The following is an 18,663-nucleotide window of genomic DNA, read 5'->3' on the forward strand; positions in this document are numbered from 1 at the left end:
CTACTCTAGGCAATACTTCTAACCGAGTATGACAAACGAAAACAAACCAATAATAAGAAAACAAAAAACTGCTTCATGGAAATTAATATTTAGACATGTTATCTCTCTAAAAGTAGCATTTGTGTTATGTGGTTTCACGAAGACGTGATGATTTACAGCAAACCATAAATTCCGGGAGCCGAAGATTGGCTCCCAGTTTAGAGCATTTATTTCACTACAAATTTTACATAGCTTTTTTCACTTCCTGCAGATACTTGCATGATATACATGCCGGGAGGTTCAATAACAAATGGCAGTATGTGATTCCCAGCAGAGATGTACCCATCATTCACTGTCATAACCAACTGCCCTACAAGGGAATAAACTTTCACCACTAAATTAACTCCATCCACTAATGAAAGTTTTAGACTGGCAGTGCCTGAAGAAGGATTCGGCATAACCGAAACATCCGTGAACAAAGAAATAGTACTCGCAGATGTAGAAGTGGAAGACCAAAGTGTTATATCATCGATATAATAACGGTTAGCTGAACGGTTGTCACCAATTTCTGTATGATTAGGCCGAATCTGGAAAAAATCATAATTCATCTCGGGATTAATATTGAATGTCAGAGTTTGCCACGTACTCTGCTGGCTCAAATCCACATCCGCAACTATATCCATTGCCCCACTCCCGTTCATCCTGAGCGCCACACGAAAAACTTTGTTGGAATCAATATCAGCCTGGCTAGGGAAAATTGGAGAATTATCAGTTCCATTGTCACTATAATACTTCAGACTAATACGATCGAAACCCAGTGTACTAATCACATCTGCTGCATCGACACCTCGCGATGCGGTTAAGTTAACTGCAAAAAAACCAGAACCACCACTTCCGGTACGAAGTAAAACTTTGCTACTTGTATTAACCCCTTCGATTTTTGGATTATCCGTAACTGATGTTTCTGTAAACCGGTAATGACGAACACCTGATTCAAAACCATCAATAACTAACGGAGCCTGAGCAAAAGTAGTTGCACTAAGGATGATTAAAATCCAGAACAAAAAAGTAGATTTAGTTTTCATAAATTAAAGATTAAACGTTAAAACATTACCTGTTGACTAACAGAGATTTACAGAAGAAACAAAAGAGAAACTAAAAGGTCTGAACAAGGCATAAACTTTGGATTGTTAAGAGATTGATATTATATGATCCGCATTTGATTTTATAAAATATACCCATCTGGCATTTTTATAATCAATAAACTTATTATGCCATTCAGAAAGCTAAAGACAAACGGAAAATTGAGTCATAAGTCCTTCCTGACTATTGCCTCCGACCATTAGATTAAACATTCCAGGCTCAACCTTATACTCCATATCGATACCGTAAAATGCCAAACTCGCAATTGGCAGGTGAAAACTAATCTTCCGTGTTTCTCCCGGCTTCAGGCTAACGCGTCTAAACTCCTTTAACTCTTTCACCGGACGTACAGTGGAGCCAACCAAATCAGTCACATATAGTTGCACAACTTCTGTAGCCTCAAAAGCTCCTGAATTTGTAAGATTAAAACTAACTTCAAGGACTGCATTTGCATCTAGCTCAAGGCTTGATAGAATTAAGTTCTCGTAATCGAAAGTGGTGTATGAGAGTCCAAAACCAAAGTGGAACAACGGACCAAATCCCGCATCAAGATAATATGAAGTATTACCCAGAGAGGATTGACGAGCCTCTAAAGGAATTTCATCAAGCAGAACTTCGTTTCCACGCGCAGGTCTTCCGGTACGGTTATGATTATAATAAACTGGTATTTGACCAACCATCTTAGGAAAAGTCACCGGCAGTTTACCTGATGGAACCGACTTACCAAAAAGCATATCAGCAATAGCAGGGCCTCCCATCGTGCCGGGATGCCAGGCATATAACACTGCATCAGACAAATCCACCTCCTCGCCAATTGTAAGCGGACGACCTGCCATGAATACGGTTACCAATGGCTTTTTTGCTTTCTTTATCTCTCGTATAAGATCAGTCTGAGCTCCTTGCAGGCTTATGTCGGCCAAGGAGTGAGCTTCGCCTGACAGAATAGATTCTTCACCTACGAAGACAATGACCACATCGGCGCGTCTGGCTAAATCAAGCGCTTTGTTAAAACGTGATTTATCTTTATCCCTGCTGAATTTAAGTGCTTCTTCGTAAATAATATTAACCTGGTTTCCATACATCTCCCTCAAAGCAGTTAGTGGAGTTACAGTATGTTCCTTTTCACCATCAAACACCCAGGTACCCATTTGGTCATGTGGCGCATCAGCCATAGGGCCAATTACAGCAATGGTTTTTACCCTATCGTTAAGTGGCAACACGTTATTGTTGTTCTTTAGCAAAACAAAGGACTCTTCGGCAGCGATTTTGGCTGCTTGTAAATGCTCTTCAGAATAAGCAAGGCGGGTCTTATCAGTCTCAATATATGGATTATCAAATAATCCAAGTCGGAATTTTAAGCGTAAGATGTTTCGAACAGCTTCATCAATGGTAGAGATAGAAACTTTACCCTCTTCAACCAAAGTTTCGAGGTGACGAATGTAGCATAGGGAGACCATTTCCATATCGAGCCCGGCATTAATGGCGGTCATAGCGGCATCTTTATCATCCGCAGAAAAACCATGTACAACCATCTCTTTTACCGAAGCCCAATCAGATACCACTACTCCATCAAATCTCCACTCTTTACGCAGAATATCCCTCAACAAAAAACGGTTCCCGGTGGCAGGAATCCCGTCATTATCGTTAAATGATGTCATAATAGTGGCACATCCAGCTTTTACGGCAGCTTCAAATGGCGGCAAATACACATTTCGGAGTTGACGCTCTGGAATATAAGTTGAATTGTAATCTTTTCCCCCTTCGGCTGCACCATAACCAATAAGGTGTTTGGCACATGCAGCCATTGATGAAGGATTAGATAAATCATCTCCCTGAAAGCCTCTTATCATTGCAACAGCCAACACTTCAGTAAGATATGTGTCTTCACCAAAACTTTCGGCAATACGTCCCCATCTGGGATCCCTTGAAATATCCATCATAGGCGCAAAAGTCCATCGGATGCCATCCTGAGTTGCTTCGGCAGCGGCAATTCTTGCCCCCTCCTGCACTATATCAGGATTAAATGAAGCGGCCTGTCCCAATGGAATGGGGAATATGGTTTTATATCCATGAATCACATCTCGCGCAATCAACAGTGGAATTCCCAGCCGGCTCTCATTCACGGCTAAACTTTGAATATGATTAATCAACTCAGGCTGCTCAATATTTAAAATAGAACCTATCTCGCCGTTTTTGATTTGTTCAAAAAATGCTTCATCTGGCCTACGACCGTTTAGCTGATTCATCTGGCCTATCTTTTCACGCAATGTCATCCGGGAAAGAAGTTGTTCCACGTTCTGCTCAATTTTACATGAGACCTTTTCCGGGCCATTGCAGCCGGGCATCATCAGTGTGGTAAATACCACAATTGCTACTAGTTTAAATATCCTCATCTCGCTACTTTTCCACGTTATCAAAAAAATTGATTAACCCATACGTATTATTATTGACTTGCTTCATCTGTTCCAACAAAGGCAAATAGGGTTCATACCGAATTGTCATGATGCCCTTATTTGAATCACGATTAGATGGATCCGCATGAATATTTTCAGGATCATTATCCATATACTTGAACCAATGCCAGCCTACGCAATGCTTACTCTTTAAGAGTTCGATGGTGAAATTTTGGTAGAAATATCCACGATCCAACTGCGTAGGGACATTCCATCCAGCGCCCGTATGATTAGGCAATCCACTGTCTTCACCTTTAGTGTACCATTCAGTAATTAAAAATGGCTTACCAGACCATTCGCCCCAATTCGAAAGCATTTCCTGATCAGGTTCCCACTTACGATAATGGTTTATCGATATTATGTCCATATATTCACCTGCCACTCGAAATATTTCGGGGTTGGTCAATTCCTGTTCTCGCTCCTGATTAAAGCGGCAACCCAAATACATGTGATTAGGGTCATACTTACGAAGTACTTCGGTAACCTTTCTCATATAGGTTTCGAAATAAAACCCTGTAAAAGCAATGCGATCTTCATGCGTAACATCCTCAAGTCCTGCTTCGAAACCTTTATGTTCATTGAGCCAGTTGCGTGCAGCAATATGTCCATGTTCGTCTTCACCAAGGAGTTTAAGGTGGCGATCCAGCGCATCGTTTACCCATGGAAGCTCATTATCGGTAAAATAACCTAAGAGGAACTGGTCATTTTTATACTTCTCTATCGGCTTGAGGGAGTTCTCTATGTGCTCATCAAACTCAGGATCAAAAACCATCACCAGGTCGTACCGGTAACCTTGCCAACCAGCTTGTTCATACTTCCCTCCAAATCGCTTAATATGCTCGCGACGATAGCTTGCCATTGGGGAAACAATCACGGTATATACCGGCGGCTGCTCCATTTCTCTGAGGATATCCGCAGCCGACCAGGCGCCGACGCCATTGAAGCCGTACTTAGCCAGTAAACGTGTTTGATCTTCTGCCCAATGAAGGTTGTCATCAAATAACTCGTTGAACGAACGCTTCATGTTATCTGACAAACCAGGACGAAACGCCACCACCGCCCGATGAATAAATTGATAACCCTCCGGATCTATAATCCACCATCGATCGCCTACCTTCTGAGTACGAAAAAAGCCTGTAGCCTCGAGCTTTTCTGTTCTCCAACCCCCAAACTGTGAAACCGGAGGTTCCTCAGACGGCTTAAACCCCGGAAGCCTGTCAATCGTTTTAGCAGAATAAGCAGTCCAGACTGTATCTAAAGCATTTCGTCTACTCATAACTTGATGATAATCTAAGAGATGACTAGACCTAGCTTCACCTCTCGATTTACAACTTAAACCCAGACCTGCTAAAAGAATAAATAACAGGCCAAAGAAACTATATTTTATCATAACACATTCGTTTTTAGTTATTCCGGATAATTAATCTGGGAAATGAATTTGAACAAATCTCAGGGATTACTTGAATTGCTCTTTCTTTGTCAAATAATATTCGCGCAGTACATAAAAAGCCTTCTTTCTATTTCCGGTTTGAGATATGACACCTTTTCGGTTCCATCCATCCTGAATATCTGACAGGGTTCGTCGGGGTGACCGGAAATCGGCAAGAATCCATGGAGTAATGCCACGCAATTGAGGAATTTTCTCCAACATTTTTAAAGTTTCGTCATATAAATGCTCCTGAAACTCTTCAGTCCACATTTGATCTTTAGAACCATGATGTCCCTGTAAAGCACCGCCACCGAACTCAGAAATAATAACTGGTTTGTCGTAATTGATTTCAAATACAGCTGTTGCGCAACGTTCAGGTAAGCCTGCATACCAACCGATGTATTGATTAAAGCTGATTACATCGACAAATTCCTGAAGAGGATCTTCAATCACCTGAATATTATCTGTACCTGGCTTGGTATGTCTTTCGAGGGCTGCACTGATTAACCGCACCTGATCCATTGATCGGGTTGTTTCAATCATTCTTTTAAGGAAGGCCGTTCGTGATTCGGACACAGGTGTTTCATTGGCCATTGACCAAATAATGACAGATGCACGGTTTTTATCGCGGGTAATCATTTGTACCAACTGATTTCGGGCATTATTAAAAGTGTTCTCGTTTTCCCAATGAATGGTCCAATAAACTGGTACTTCTGACCAAACCATTATACCCATTTCATCGGCTATCCGCACCATATTTTCGTTATGTGGATAGTGTGCCAGACGCACGAAATTACAACCCAACTCTTTGGCCCAACCCAACAACATCCGGGCATCTTCTTCGGAATATGCCCGCCCTCCACGAACACCATTTTCTTCATGGATACAAATGCCGCGTAGAAATACTGATTTACCATTTACCAATATGTCTGAACCTCTTGTCTTAATCGTTCTGAAACCTATCCGATCATGAAGAACGTTGTCATTGTGGACAATATTCACATCATACAAATACGGATTTTCGGGATGCCAAAGATTGAGTTTCCGAGCACGCACTTGTGTTGTGGCCAATCCATTTTCATCTGTAACAACATTAACTTTGATTTTTGCTTCAGGAATGTCAATAGAAACAGTCTGACCAGCTATTTCGTCTCCATTTAACCTGACCGAGATTTGAATTAGTTCTGAATTGTCAGGTGCCAGTTGCACAAAATAATCTTGTATAAAAGTCTCGGCCACTTCAACAATTTTCACGTCTCTGGTAATACCACCATAGTTCCACCAGTCTGTATTAATAGTAGGAACAGCCTCTGGTTTACGGGTATTGTCTACCATGAGAATAACGAAATTGTCATTCGGTTTGAGCTTACCGGTAATTTCAAAGTTGAATGGCGTAAATCCGCCTTGATGCATTCCAAGTTTTTCTCCATTTAGATAAACGTGTGCTTCATAATTAACAGCACCAAAATAAAGGAACTGACGCATGTTATCAGAGGTTGGCACATAGTTAAAGGCCTTATAGTACCAAATTGCTCCTTCATAATAAAAAAGATTCTCCTTCTGAGAGTTCCAATCACGAGGAACCAACAGATTGTCAGCCTTATCAAAATCATACTCGACCCGATCACCAGGAAACTGCGCCTTGTAACCAAGGAATAATGATTCTGCAGTGCTTGGTCTGGTCTGAGTGTCTCGTTGAATTTGTCGATAATCATAAAATCCGGTTTGATATGGATCGACGATATACCGCCAATAACCATTCAACGATACAGTTGATCTGTTCGACACATTTATAATCTGGGCATCTTGAGAAAACAAAGTGCCATTAAAAACACTCAGCATCAACACTATTAATCCTATTTGCTTAATTCTCATCACAATTTCTTTATTTAACTCAAATTCATACCCACTGAGAACTAAGCCTGTATTAATTCCCCCTTTGCGCATATACGATATTTTATAAGAATTTGGGATGTAGTTATCCCTGTACACCTCAAAATAGCTGAGGGTCCAACAATCTTTTCAACAAATAAGAGCAGATAATAATGACGACCCGCCCCAAACATGTCCGGGTCGTCATGTAAAAGAACTGTCTATTGGAGTGATTATTTCAAATCAAATTTTTCAGATACGAAAACATGATCCACATCAAATACATAAGGATCCCAGTTACGCACATCACCGCCAGTTCCATCTGGTAATGTCGTACTTCTGAAAAGGAGAAAGTCGGTAATTTCTCCTAAACGGAGGTTTCTAGCGGCATCAGCGGCAACAATGTCAGCTATGGGAATAGTAATGTGATGCCATTCGCCATCCCGCTTAAAACCATACTCTTCACCTTCAGCAGTAAAAGTTAGTATTGCGTTTCCTCCGCCAGTACTGCGAATACGGATTAGAATTGCTGCCTGAGATGCAGAACGCAATGCCACGTGATAATAGCCATCAGCAAAGGCAGAAATATCCACAGATTGTCCTCCATAATTTAGAGCCCCCATTGCCCAGTCGGATGCCCCGGTCGCCTCAAATCTGTATGCCTTTACTCCTTCGTATGTATCAGTAATCAAAGTACCGGGAAACTGATTCATGTTTAGAGCTACAGTGGTAAAACCACTTTGAGTTATCTCAACATCTTCCGTAAACAAACCAAGGGTGGCACCATATTCATATTCTGGCTTGATGGTTGCAGGATCCCGCTCCACCTCAATTGCAAACACTTCCATTTTCTTGCTGCCATCTACAAAAGTTAACTCAAGAATGGTATTATAAGAGCCTCCAACCGGATAGGTAACCGTTACTTCTTGTTCTGTAGAAGTGGCCGGGGTTCCACCTTGAAATGTCCATTTCCGGGCATGAACCTTGGTAGAATTATCGGTATACGTAATGGATTCATCCCAACTGATACTCACAGCACTAGCTGAAACACTTAGCTCTGGCGCTTCATAGATCACTGTATCCCATTTATATAAATCTTCGCCACAAGCGACTAATAAAAGCATAACAAGACCCACTTGGGCTGCTAAAAAATATTTTAACTTTTTCATCTGATAAGAATTTAATTGATTAATTCAGGATGCAAGCGTATTGAACCATTCCTATATGGTATTAGCAATAACCAAAACGCTGTGCCTGATAGAATTTAAAAACTACTTTATAAGATTCTACAAGACCATCATCCATTTAAATATCACCGAACTAAAAAAACTATCTAATTAGGAATATTGAAACAGAACTATTTCAGGCCTTTTAGAAAACCTTCGTATGCCTTTTTCTTGTTATAATTGGCATCAAAAAGCAAAGGATACTCTTTAGGATGCCACCAACCAGTCAACCATGTGTACTTATCGGTTACTCCCCAGGTTGAAATAGCGTATTTTTGTTGCTGAGGAATAGCCTCAAAAGACTCAACAATAAACTGGTATGCATCAGCTTGTGTCTGTTGCTCACTTTCGGTAAATACGTAACTGTCCGATTTATTTACATTCACCCTCAAATCCAGCTCAGAGATATGGAGCATCAAGCCGGTACTGGCCATATCATTCAATCCGGTTCGAATAGTGTTTTGGTTGGTGGTAACCATATAGTGAAACTGGTCACCAATCCCATCGATGGGATAACCGTCCCTTTTAAATCGCTCAACCATCTGTTTTATGGCATATCGTTTACCAGAAGCCAGTACAACATTATAATCGTTATAAAAAAGTTTTGTTTCAGGGTCAGCGTCTCGCGCATACTGAAAACATCTACCATAAAAACCGATCGGATCCTTAAACGTTTTAAATACCAGACAATCTACTGAACGAAGCGTGCCATTGTCGTTAAAAATCTCATTGACCACATCCCAACCTACTACCCGGCCTTTATATCGGGATACCACATTCTGAATATAGGTTTTCACATGACTCTCAAATGCGACTGAGTCGAGGTTTGCATTCTTAAACCAGTTAGGAAAAGATTTATACCAAACCAATGTATGACCATGCACTGCCATATTATTGTTCTCTGCAAACTGAACCAATTCATCAGCTTTAGTCCAGTTATAATTTGTAGCTGATGACCAAATCAGTTCCATCTTCATCTCCCATTCAGCAGATAATTGATTAAAATGAGCGCTAAAGGTATTGGCAAAAACTGATTCAGCCAGCTGCGTGGTCTTGACAGCAGCTCCAACCCTGAATGCAGCATCTGTCAACCGTGTCTTAGCAACAACATCTGACGGGTTTGGATCTGGTTCCGACGTATCAATTATGTCATTTGCATCTTTACTACATGCCGTTAATACAATAATTGACAATGCAAAAAATATCTTTTTCAACATACTACTGGGATTTAAAATCTTTTACAAATAGGGCTCCACTTAGGGGTTCTGATTTAAAAAGGTTTGTATCCGGGTGATGCACTTTACGAACACCACCCGGCACAAACATAGAGCCTAATAACCGGGGTTTTGCGGAAAGGTTCCCATCAATTCAATCTGAGATTGTGGAATAGGCAATCGAATCATGTGGGGCGCCATCGGTTCTGGAACGACATTAGTAGAACTTGAACCGTAACGATAGTGCGTATTCTGACGTTGAACTAACTCGCCTATACGTTTGAGCAAAAACCAGCGGTTCTTCTCGAAAGCCAATTCCCGAGCCGATTCTTCCAGATATGATTCTTTATCGAAACTTGTGAAAGGAGCCACACCAGCTCTTGTGCGAATCATATTGATATATTCCAGAGCTTTGGCATTATGAGGATTTTGATTATCAGCTCTCCAATGCGCTTCTGCTCCAAGCAACAAAGTTTCAGCAAAACGATAGAGCATATTGTCCTTATAGCTATTGTTGGTGGTAGCCACTTTCTCCTCGTCAAAAAACTTTTTGAGACTCCAACGATATTCTCTAAAATTGTCACGAATTAACGATTCAGGTATTGCCTGACCGAAATAAGGGCTGTTAGGGTTGTTACCAATTAATTGCTCTGAATAATAATATGTTGTAAAACGTTGATCATTTTCCTGATCATACAGTGACTTCAAATAATCATTAGGGAAACTCCAACCTAAAGCTTCTCCTCCATATACGGGATCACGTAATATATGTCCTCCCGGAATTTCATAAAAGCGAGCCTGGAAAACAGCGCCTATCCATGTTCCACCTCCACCGGCAAGTTCATCACTTCCACCCAACACCTCATTTCTGCGATATACAAACAAAGCTTCAGCATGGTTTAAGTTTTGACCAAACACCTGATTTAGTGCTACCAAACGATGAGTCCCATTCTCAACAATGGCATCAAAATGCGCCGCAGCTTCGGCATATTTATGGTTGCCCATGTTAAGATACTGAGCTTGCCATAAAAGACTTTTCCCCTTAATATGATGAGCTACGCCTTTACCATACCGGCCAAACTCAACGCTCCATGGAAGATGCTGAATTGCAAAATCCAGATCATCATCTATAAGTTTAAACACGTCTGCCGGATCAGCCACTTCGTATACCCTGTCATCAAATGCATTCTCAGGGGTCGTCGCAATTGTATCAAGCAAAATATTATCATACATCCGTATTAAGTCAAGATACAACTCGGCTCTGATAATACGAGCCTGAGCCAAAACACTGTTTCTAACTGTCTCATTCATCTCCACATTTCTGGCTGCAGTGATTACAGCATTGGCTCTGTCAATAATTTGATAAGTGTGTGTCCATTTAAATGCATCAACTGATGATGAATTCCAGTTTGGACCATAAGGACGGTGCCATGTTCTGTTAAGACCTAAATCATCGGCCATGTAGAAGAACACATTGGCACGCAAGGGTTCACCTTCTTGTGCTGGAAAATTATGTCTCCTCATACGGTTATAGAGCGCATTTACTGCAACTTGAAGGCCTTCTCCGCTGGAATAAAGATAATCCACCGACACCTCGGTTATCACTTCCTCATTCAAAAAATCCTCACAGGAAGTGTTAAGCACCATAACTCCCAATATCGATAATAAGAATAACTTGATTCTTTTCATTTTCGTAACATTTAATTAATTAACAAAGCCTTATTAGAAGGATAATTGAATACCACCAATAACCGATACCGCCTCAGGGTAATCATTGGGGTTCTTCTCAGGGCTGTATGACTGGAACTTAGTCCAAGTCATTAAATTATGACCTGTACAATAAACTCTTAGATTGCTCAATCTGACCCTTGTAAGTAACGTTTTTGGAAACGTATATCCCAGGGTAACTGTTTGTAACCTTACATAAGAAGCGTCTTGCAATCCCATAGTCCAGATGTAAACCGGATCGTTAGCCTCAGTGGGGCGTGGCCAGTTTCCTGTAGGATTCTCAGGCAACCAATAATCCTGCTTAATTCCGTTGAATACACCTCTTAAAGAGCCTCCATCCACATAATTATATAGGTAAGGATTGTTTCTGATTACGCCTTGAACAGTTAACACGTCTGCAGAGAAATCAAAAGACTTGAATCTCAAATCAAGATTAAACGTTCCAAACCACTTTGGGTCACGCTTAGTGATTACACGGTCGTCAGCATCAAAAATGCCATCGCCGTTTCTGTCCAGAAGTTTAATGTCGCCTGGTTTTGCTTGAGGCATATGTGAATTCACTATATCTTCACCTATCTGCCAAATGCCAATGGGTTTATACTGATAGAAAACATCAATGGGCTGTCCAATAAACCAACGGTTTGCTACATCGTCAATTTCTTTACCATTCTCATCCAGATCGCCGTAAAGGCTAATAATTTTATTGCGATTCATTGACACTGAAAAACCGGTATTAAGCATAAAATCCCGACGGTCTACAATCACACCGTTAATATTAAACTCAAGTCCTTTATTCTCAATCTCGCCAAGGTTTGTAAGCCTGTTTGAATAACCCGTTGAAGCACTTAAGGATTGGCGCATTAACAAATCAGTGGTTCTGGTATTATACAACTCCAAAGTACCAGATAATCGGTTACGGAACAGACCAAAATCGAGTGCAGTGTTTAGTGTAGTAGACGTTTCCCATCTTAAATCTGGGTTTGGCAATGAGCCACCTGGCACATAACCTGTACGTCTATTTGTTCCAAAGATATAGTCTCTCTGATCGGCAGAACTTTGACTTTGATAAGGACTTATTGCTTCATTACCAACGCTACCGTAACTGGCTCTCAACCTCAGGTTAGAAATAACCGGAATATCCTCTATAAATGCTTCACGATATATGTTCCAACCTACTGCAGTTGCAGGAAAATAACCCCATTTATTATTTGCCCCAAACACCGTTGATCCATCAGCTCGGGCTGAAACATTTAAATAATATTTACCTGCATAGTCATATTGAACGCGACCTACAAAAGAAAGAAGTGCCCTTCGGTTGGCACTAATAACCGGACGAGTTATTTCGGCAGACTCAATGCCATGAATCCCTAGCAAATCATTAGGAAACTGACTTGCGTTGTTAGTAAAACTATTGTACTTGGATTCAGTTGTGCTTTGAACAAAAGTAAAGCCTAATCTATGCTCATTGACTTCCATGTTATAAGTTACAATATTCTCCAACTGTAACTCCATATTATCTTCGAAGCGGATACTCCCCTGACCTAAACCACCCAGCCGGTAACCTTGCAGTGATTTTGAGGTGGAGTAATTCTGTGTTTTTCTGTTCCAGGAGCGTCGGCTTGCATTAATCCTGTAGTTAAAATTCCTAAAAGGGCTGAAATCCACAAAGATGTTCATAATATCATTGCGGTCGTAACGCGTGTTAGTTACCTCGGCCAAATCTAGCAATGGGTTAAAGCTCTCCTGCACACCGGTAGGGTTAATGCGATAGGTTCCATCCTCATTATAGATTTTACCAAGCGGAGAAGTAATAATTGTACGTTGTAAGGTTCCTCCAGTACCCGGATTATTATTTTGGGACAGCTGCCACGATGTATTTGCTCCCAATTTAATCCATTCATTTATAGTTTGGTCGATGTTTAAACGTACGGTACCTCTCTGAAAATCAGTCCCCGGAATTACACCTTCCCTGTTCTGGTAATTAAAACCGGTATAGATTCTGGACTTTTCAGTACCAGTAGCAATACTTAAGTTATGGTTTTGGGTCGCTGCAATTCTTAGCAATTCCTTCTCCCAGTCAATAAACTCCCCTGAAGCCAAAACTTCGCGTTCAATCTCGGTAAAAACGATCTCATCCGGGCGATACTGATTGTTATTATCGGTTCGCATCGCCTCTCTTTTAAGCTGTGCAAACTCCAATGGGCTGTATACATCAAAATTTCTCCGCACAGTTTGAGCACCGTAATAACCACTATACTCAACCTTAGTTTCTCCACTTTGCGCACGTTTGGTAGTTATCAGAATTACACCATTTGAGGCGCGTGCGCCATAAATTGCTTGGGCGGCTGCATCTTTTAATACTTCGAGAGACGCAATATCGGCGGGGTTAATGTCATTTATGCCTCCAATTGGTACTCCATCGGCAATCACGATAGGCGCATTACCAGCCGTGAGTGAGTTTTTACCCCTAATAAGGATATTTGAGGAACTCCCTGGGCCTGCATTATCTACTGTAACATAGACACCAGTGGCTTTACCTCTCAACATCTCACCCACATCTGTTGACGGAACTTTGGTTACAGATTCTGGTTTTACGCTTACAACAGAACTAATCACATCGCTTTTACGTTGCACCCCATAACCAACAACAATAACCTCATCAAGATCAGCCCAGGCTGATAGCATCGTTACACTAATTTGAGATTGGTTACCAACCCTTACCTCTTGAGTTTCCATACCTATAAATGAAAAAAACAATATTGCATCCGGGCCTGACACACTAATATTGTAATCACCATTTACATCTGTAATTACCCCCATGCTACTTCCTTTCTCAACAATAGTCACACCAATCAGGGGCTCTCCCCGTTCATCAGTTACTTTTCCTGTAACCCTGTTTAAATTTGTTTGCGCATAAATATTGGCAAAAACCATTACCAATAACGCAAAAAACAACAATCTTCTTTTTTCCATAATGACGATTTTATTATTTGGTATTGACACAAAACTAGTTCGACACGTTGGCTAAGTCTATTACGATTTTCCATAATTGTTATAAAATCGTCCAAAATGATTATAAATGTTAAAAACCATCCACCCCAACAAGACAAATTAAACACTAAATCACAACCGTGACTTAAAGCATCCACACTCACACAACAACCTGTATTCAAAACAAATAACCCTCCCAAACTACATTAAAATAGTCCAGAAGGGTTTTAAAATAATCCAACAAAACGATGCAATACTATATACTATTGCATCTCCTCATCTATGAAATTCTTTGGAGATTTCCCATATACTTTTTTAAAGCAAGTGGCAAAATAACCAGAATCATTAAAACCGGTCATCACGGCAATTTCATTGATGGAGTACTTTTTTTCGCGTAAAATTAATACTGCTTTCTTTAATCGTGTGATTCTGATAAAGTCATTAGGGGTATATCCGGTAATCGATTGAAACTTATTATATAAAAGCGATCGACTCAGACCCATTTCTTTGGAAAAGTCAGTAATTGAAAACTTGCTTTCAGTTAATCTGGCGTCGATAATCTTAATGGCCTTTTCAATAAATTCTCTATTAAGTTGATTATCTAAATCATCCTGAGATGGAGAAATAACATCCACATCCAAATACTTCTTACGAACCAGATTTCGATTATTAAGTATGTTATCTATTTTAATTTTCAGAAACCTGACGTCAAATGGCTTGGCCATATAATCATCGGCTCCGGTTTTAAGTCCTTCTTCCATATTTTTCTCATCTGCCATCACAGTAAGTAATATTACCGGAATATGACTCGTTTCGAAGGTCGTTTTGATGTTCCTGCAAAGTTCAAATCCGTTCATCTCTGGCATTTGCAAGTCAGAAACTACTATATCGGGATTCACTACTTGAAGCTGCTCCCATGCCTCGTGTCCATTCTCCGCATCATAAACTTTAAAATAATGTCCCAAAGAAAGTTTCAAATAAGCTCTAAGATCTTTGTTGTCTTCAACAACCAGAACTTTCTTGCGAATATGTTTATACTCCTCATCAATCTGACTATTAAATTCTTCCTTATTAATTGGCAATCGGGAATTATCCAGCATAATACTGTTTTCGAAATGCTTGGAACCATGCTTAAACCGAATGTAAAATTCTGCTCCTTTATTCTCTTCACTATGAAATGCAATGCTACCTGAATGAAGTTCCACATAAGTTTTTACCAACATCAGACCCAATCCGGAACCTGTTTCCTGCGAGTTGATCGCATTTTTAGCCCTGTAAAATCTCTTAAACAGACTTTTACGCTCTTGTTTCGGGATTCCGATGCCATTGTCAGAAACCGACAATTGCCAACAGGCTTCCTCAACGGTTAATTGAACCTGAATACTTCCTCCTTCAGGTGTGTACTTGATTGAATTAAACACCAAATTATCAAGTATTTTATCCATTTTCTCACTATCAAACCACTCTCGAACTATACTATCCGGTAAAACCAGCGTTAACTTCTGATTCTTTTTGTCTGCCAGCGGCATCCAATACATCAATCTGTCTTTTAAATAATTATTCACATTGCGCTCCCGTACAACCAGCTGCTCTCTAGATTCATACACCTTCTGAAAATCAAGAAGTTGAGAAAACATTAAATTAAGTTTTTCCAGATTGGATGTAATCAAATCGAACAAATAGGCATTGCGTTCAGTTTTATACAAATTCTCTTTCAATTCATACAACGGAGAACTAATAAGAGTCAGCGGCGTGCGAATATCATGCGTGGTATTAATAAAAAAACGGATTTTTTCTTCTGAATGTCGCTTTTCGATAAAATGTCTTACATACAAATACACCCAATACAATAGCAAAATCATCAGGAGTGCGAAAACAAGTCTGGCCGGAACTGCTTGCCAAATAGGTGGTTTCACGACAATTTTAAGTACTCGTTCATCCAACACCCTATTATTATCGCCAATTGATTTAATTCTAAGAATATACTCTTTAGGTGCAAGATTTGTATAATTAACTACATTATCTGAAGTTGGCCCAATCCAATACTCATCAAGTCCTTCAAGCTTCCACAAATGACGTCTGTTGCCTCCAGGGTCGAAATTAATTGTAACAAAATTGAGGGTAAATGAGTGCTGATAATGCTTTAGTGTAATTTGTTTGGTATCGTCCAAGGCTCTATGGAGGGGGGTATTCTTATCTCCTGGTCTAAATTTTTGGTTGAACAAACTAAACTCAGTTAATACAATTCGGGCCGACGTCTCCTGCAATGAGATTTTATCAGGATGAAAATACGTTACTCCGTTATATGACCCAAAGTAAATTTTACCTGATCGGGATTTCATTCGTGATAATTGACGGAAGCGAGTATCAGAGATGCCATCACCAATTGTGATGTGCGTAATTGCATAAGTATCCAACTCTATTTTGCCAATGCCATTTTCACTACTAAACCAGAGCCCGCCTCTGTCATCCGGCAAAATGGAATATACAAAATCGGAGTTTAATCCCGTTTTCGATGTAAAACTAACAACTTCTCCTGTATAATAATTACATCGATTTAATCCATCACCATATGTTGCCAACCAAATGATTGAATCAGATTCAAAATAAACATCACACACATAACGACTCTTAAGATTCGTCGAAAACTTGGTTTGCGCATAATCGCCAGTGAGCACATCCAACGCATAAACTCCTGACTCACAAGCAAACAACAATTCACCCGGTTTTCTTCTTAAAAAATAATTTGCCTGACTTAGAGAGATATGAGTAAATACATCATCTTTTACATAATACTTACTGATTCGGCCTTTCTTTCCTCCCATCCAGATATCGCCATTGCAATCCTCAATTATAGTATAGATAAAGTTGGAACCAATCTCCCCCGGCAAGCCTGCTTGTCTCATATAATGTTTTAAAATACGGCCATTGAGATCCAACTTATAGACACCTAAAGCATAAGTTCCCACCCAGATATTTCTCCTCGAGTCTTCATAAATCGTCAAAGCATTGGCTCGATTAAGAAGGTGTTGCCATTTGCTGTCTGCCGGACTATAAATACTAACCCCATCATTTGTGGCAAACCAGATTCTACCGCGTGAATCCTCTAACATGCCGCTCACATGGTCTCTTCCAAGCGAATTATCATTATTTTTCTCATGCCGCAAAATCTGAAATCCCTGACGTCCGAAATCCAGAATATTTACACCATCGGAATAGGTAGAAATCCACACTCTTTCCTCCTTGTCCCTGTATATATCATAAACTCCATCGCCACTCAAAGTAAAATCAAGACCTTCGCGTTGTTGAAAAGTCCGTACTACACGAAGTTGCTTTTGATCGATTAGCCATGCTCCTGCGCCGTCAGTACCCACAAAAAGAAGATAATCGCTTATTGGCAGAATAGTAAGTATTGGATTAAACCGCATTTGTGGATTGTCTATGAGCGACAACTTTTCGCTTTTAACATCATAAAAGAAAACACCGGCCTCAATAGTGCCAATCCATAACTGCTTTAATAAGGAGTTGTAATATATGGACTCAATATTAATTTGTCCGCTAGCATCCATCAGTCGGTTGTCAACTATTGGGATGAGGCTTTCCTCATTTAAATTGTATACGAGTACATCCTGATTGGTAGCAATTAGTAATTTTTCATCATCAAAATCACTGATTGATTTGATTTCAAGACCTCGTAACCGCGGCATATCAATTATTCTCAAGGAATCACCATCAACATATCCAAACAAGGATTTTGATCCAATCCAAATCTGATTATTCGTATCGAAATGTAAAGCTCTTAGATAGATGTTCAACTCTACATATTGTTCAAACTCATCACGACTTTCATTATATCGATATAGTGTTCCGCGATCAGAATATGCCCATAGCACAGAATCCCGACTCATTGCAACCCGAAACATACGCACGGAATAGCCAACTTCGTCAATGACTTTTAGTGGATAGTTCTTAACCCTGCTTCCATCGTATCGATCCACGCCGAACCGCGTAGAAATCCACATAAAACCCTTCTTATCCTGCTGAAAGTTAAATGCATGACGACCATTCAAACCCTCCTCTGTACCAAGATGGGTAATATGTTGGCCAATCATCGGAGCAAAGAAATAGAATGTATATATAACGAATAGTAATCGTCTCACACGCAAGGAAAAAAGATTCAACCGAAAAAATCGTCTCACAAAACCCATCCCAACACAATTTATATTTTTAAAACAAAGTTAAACAAATTAAGCAAAGAAAATTTGTTGTTGAATTTTGAACAAGAAAAATAGATATAATAAAAACTAGCCATTACACTGTTGACGCACTTCCAGTCACCACTTAATTATTTGAATATGGCTTAATTACAGAACTTAGCTTCAGCTAAATCGTCATTGACACTTTGTTATATCAGAAAAAACACAAAACTTACCTTAAAGTGATAGGATAGTGAAATTAGGCTAAATTAAAATATGGGTAGTTAATTTGAACATCTAGTGTGATTCAACCATAGATGTGCGCTATATGAATAACTCAATTACATTGGGAAACATGGAAAATTTCAACAAATTACTATCACCAAAACTACAGAAATAGATGCTAGCAGATGTTGCGTAATTCTATTTTTG

General features: G+C 39.9%; 9 protein-coding genes. All 9 read right to left on the reverse strand.

The genetic code is table 11. The features are described from left to right. Positions 1-206: 206 nt before the first annotated feature. The 9 genes from ALKIM_RS0103090 to ALKIM_RS0103130 all read right to left on the reverse strand — a co-directional run bounded on the left by ALKIM_RS0103090 (position 207) and on the right by ALKIM_RS0103130 (position 18,147). Positions 207-1,064 carry a T9SS type A sorting domain-containing protein gene (locus ALKIM_RS0103090; RefSeq protein ID WP_026473374.1) on the reverse strand — a complete coding sequence of 286 codons (858 nt, stop codon included), beginning with the start codon at positions 1,062-1,064 and terminating at the stop codon, positions 207-209. A 201-nt stretch (positions 1,065-1,265) separates the two neighbouring features. Continuing rightward, positions 1,266-3,515 carry a beta-glucosidase BglX gene (gene bglX, locus ALKIM_RS0103095; protein WP_026473375.1) on the reverse strand — a complete coding sequence of 750 codons (2,250 nt, stop codon included), beginning with the start codon at positions 3,513-3,515 and terminating at the stop codon, positions 1,266-1,268. 4 nt (positions 3,516-3,519) lie between these two features. Next, on the reverse strand, positions 3,520-4,851 hold the full coding sequence (locus ALKIM_RS0103100; protein WP_235714364.1) for a hypothetical protein: 1,332 nt from the start codon (positions 4,849-4,851) through the stop codon (positions 3,520-3,522). Positions 4,852-5,031: 180 nt separating this feature from the next. Continuing rightward, positions 5,032-6,879 (reverse strand): glycoside hydrolase family 2 protein, encoded by a 1,848-nt coding sequence (locus ALKIM_RS0103105; RefSeq protein WP_044118109.1) that lies wholly within the window; start codon positions 6,877-6,879, stop codon positions 5,032-5,034. A gap of 230 nt (positions 6,880-7,109) precedes the next feature. Further along, the gene (locus tag ALKIM_RS0103110) at positions 7,110-8,045 is read right to left on the reverse strand and encodes a hypothetical protein (RefSeq protein ID WP_026473378.1); all 936 of its coding nucleotides are present in this window, start codon (positions 8,043-8,045) and stop codon (positions 7,110-7,112) included. A 188-nt stretch (positions 8,046-8,233) separates the two neighbouring features. Continuing rightward, on the reverse strand, positions 8,234-9,319 hold the full coding sequence (locus tag ALKIM_RS0103115; RefSeq protein ID WP_026473379.1) for an endo-1,4-beta-xylanase: 1,086 nt from the start codon (positions 9,317-9,319) through the stop codon (positions 8,234-8,236). A gap of 114 nt (positions 9,320-9,433) precedes the next feature. Beyond that, complete coding sequence (locus ALKIM_RS0103120) at positions 9,434-11,005, reverse strand: RagB/SusD family nutrient uptake outer membrane protein (RefSeq protein ID WP_026473380.1); 1,572 nt, start codon at positions 11,003-11,005, stop codon at positions 9,434-9,436. 33 nt (positions 11,006-11,038) lie between these two features. Continuing rightward, positions 11,039-14,017 (reverse strand): SusC/RagA family TonB-linked outer membrane protein, encoded by a 2,979-nt coding sequence (locus ALKIM_RS0103125; protein WP_026473381.1) that lies wholly within the window; start codon positions 14,015-14,017, stop codon positions 11,039-11,041. A 281-nt stretch (positions 14,018-14,298) separates the two neighbouring features. Then, complete coding sequence (locus ALKIM_RS0103130) at positions 14,299-18,147, reverse strand: hybrid sensor histidine kinase/response regulator transcription factor (protein ID WP_026473382.1); 3,849 nt, start codon at positions 18,145-18,147, stop codon at positions 14,299-14,301. Positions 18,148-18,663 lie beyond the last annotated feature (516 nt).

The sequence above is a fragment of the Alkaliflexus imshenetskii DSM 15055 genome (assembly GCF_000517065.1).
Classification (GTDB): domain Bacteria; phylum Bacteroidota; class Bacteroidia; order Bacteroidales; family Marinilabiliaceae; genus Alkaliflexus; species Alkaliflexus imshenetskii.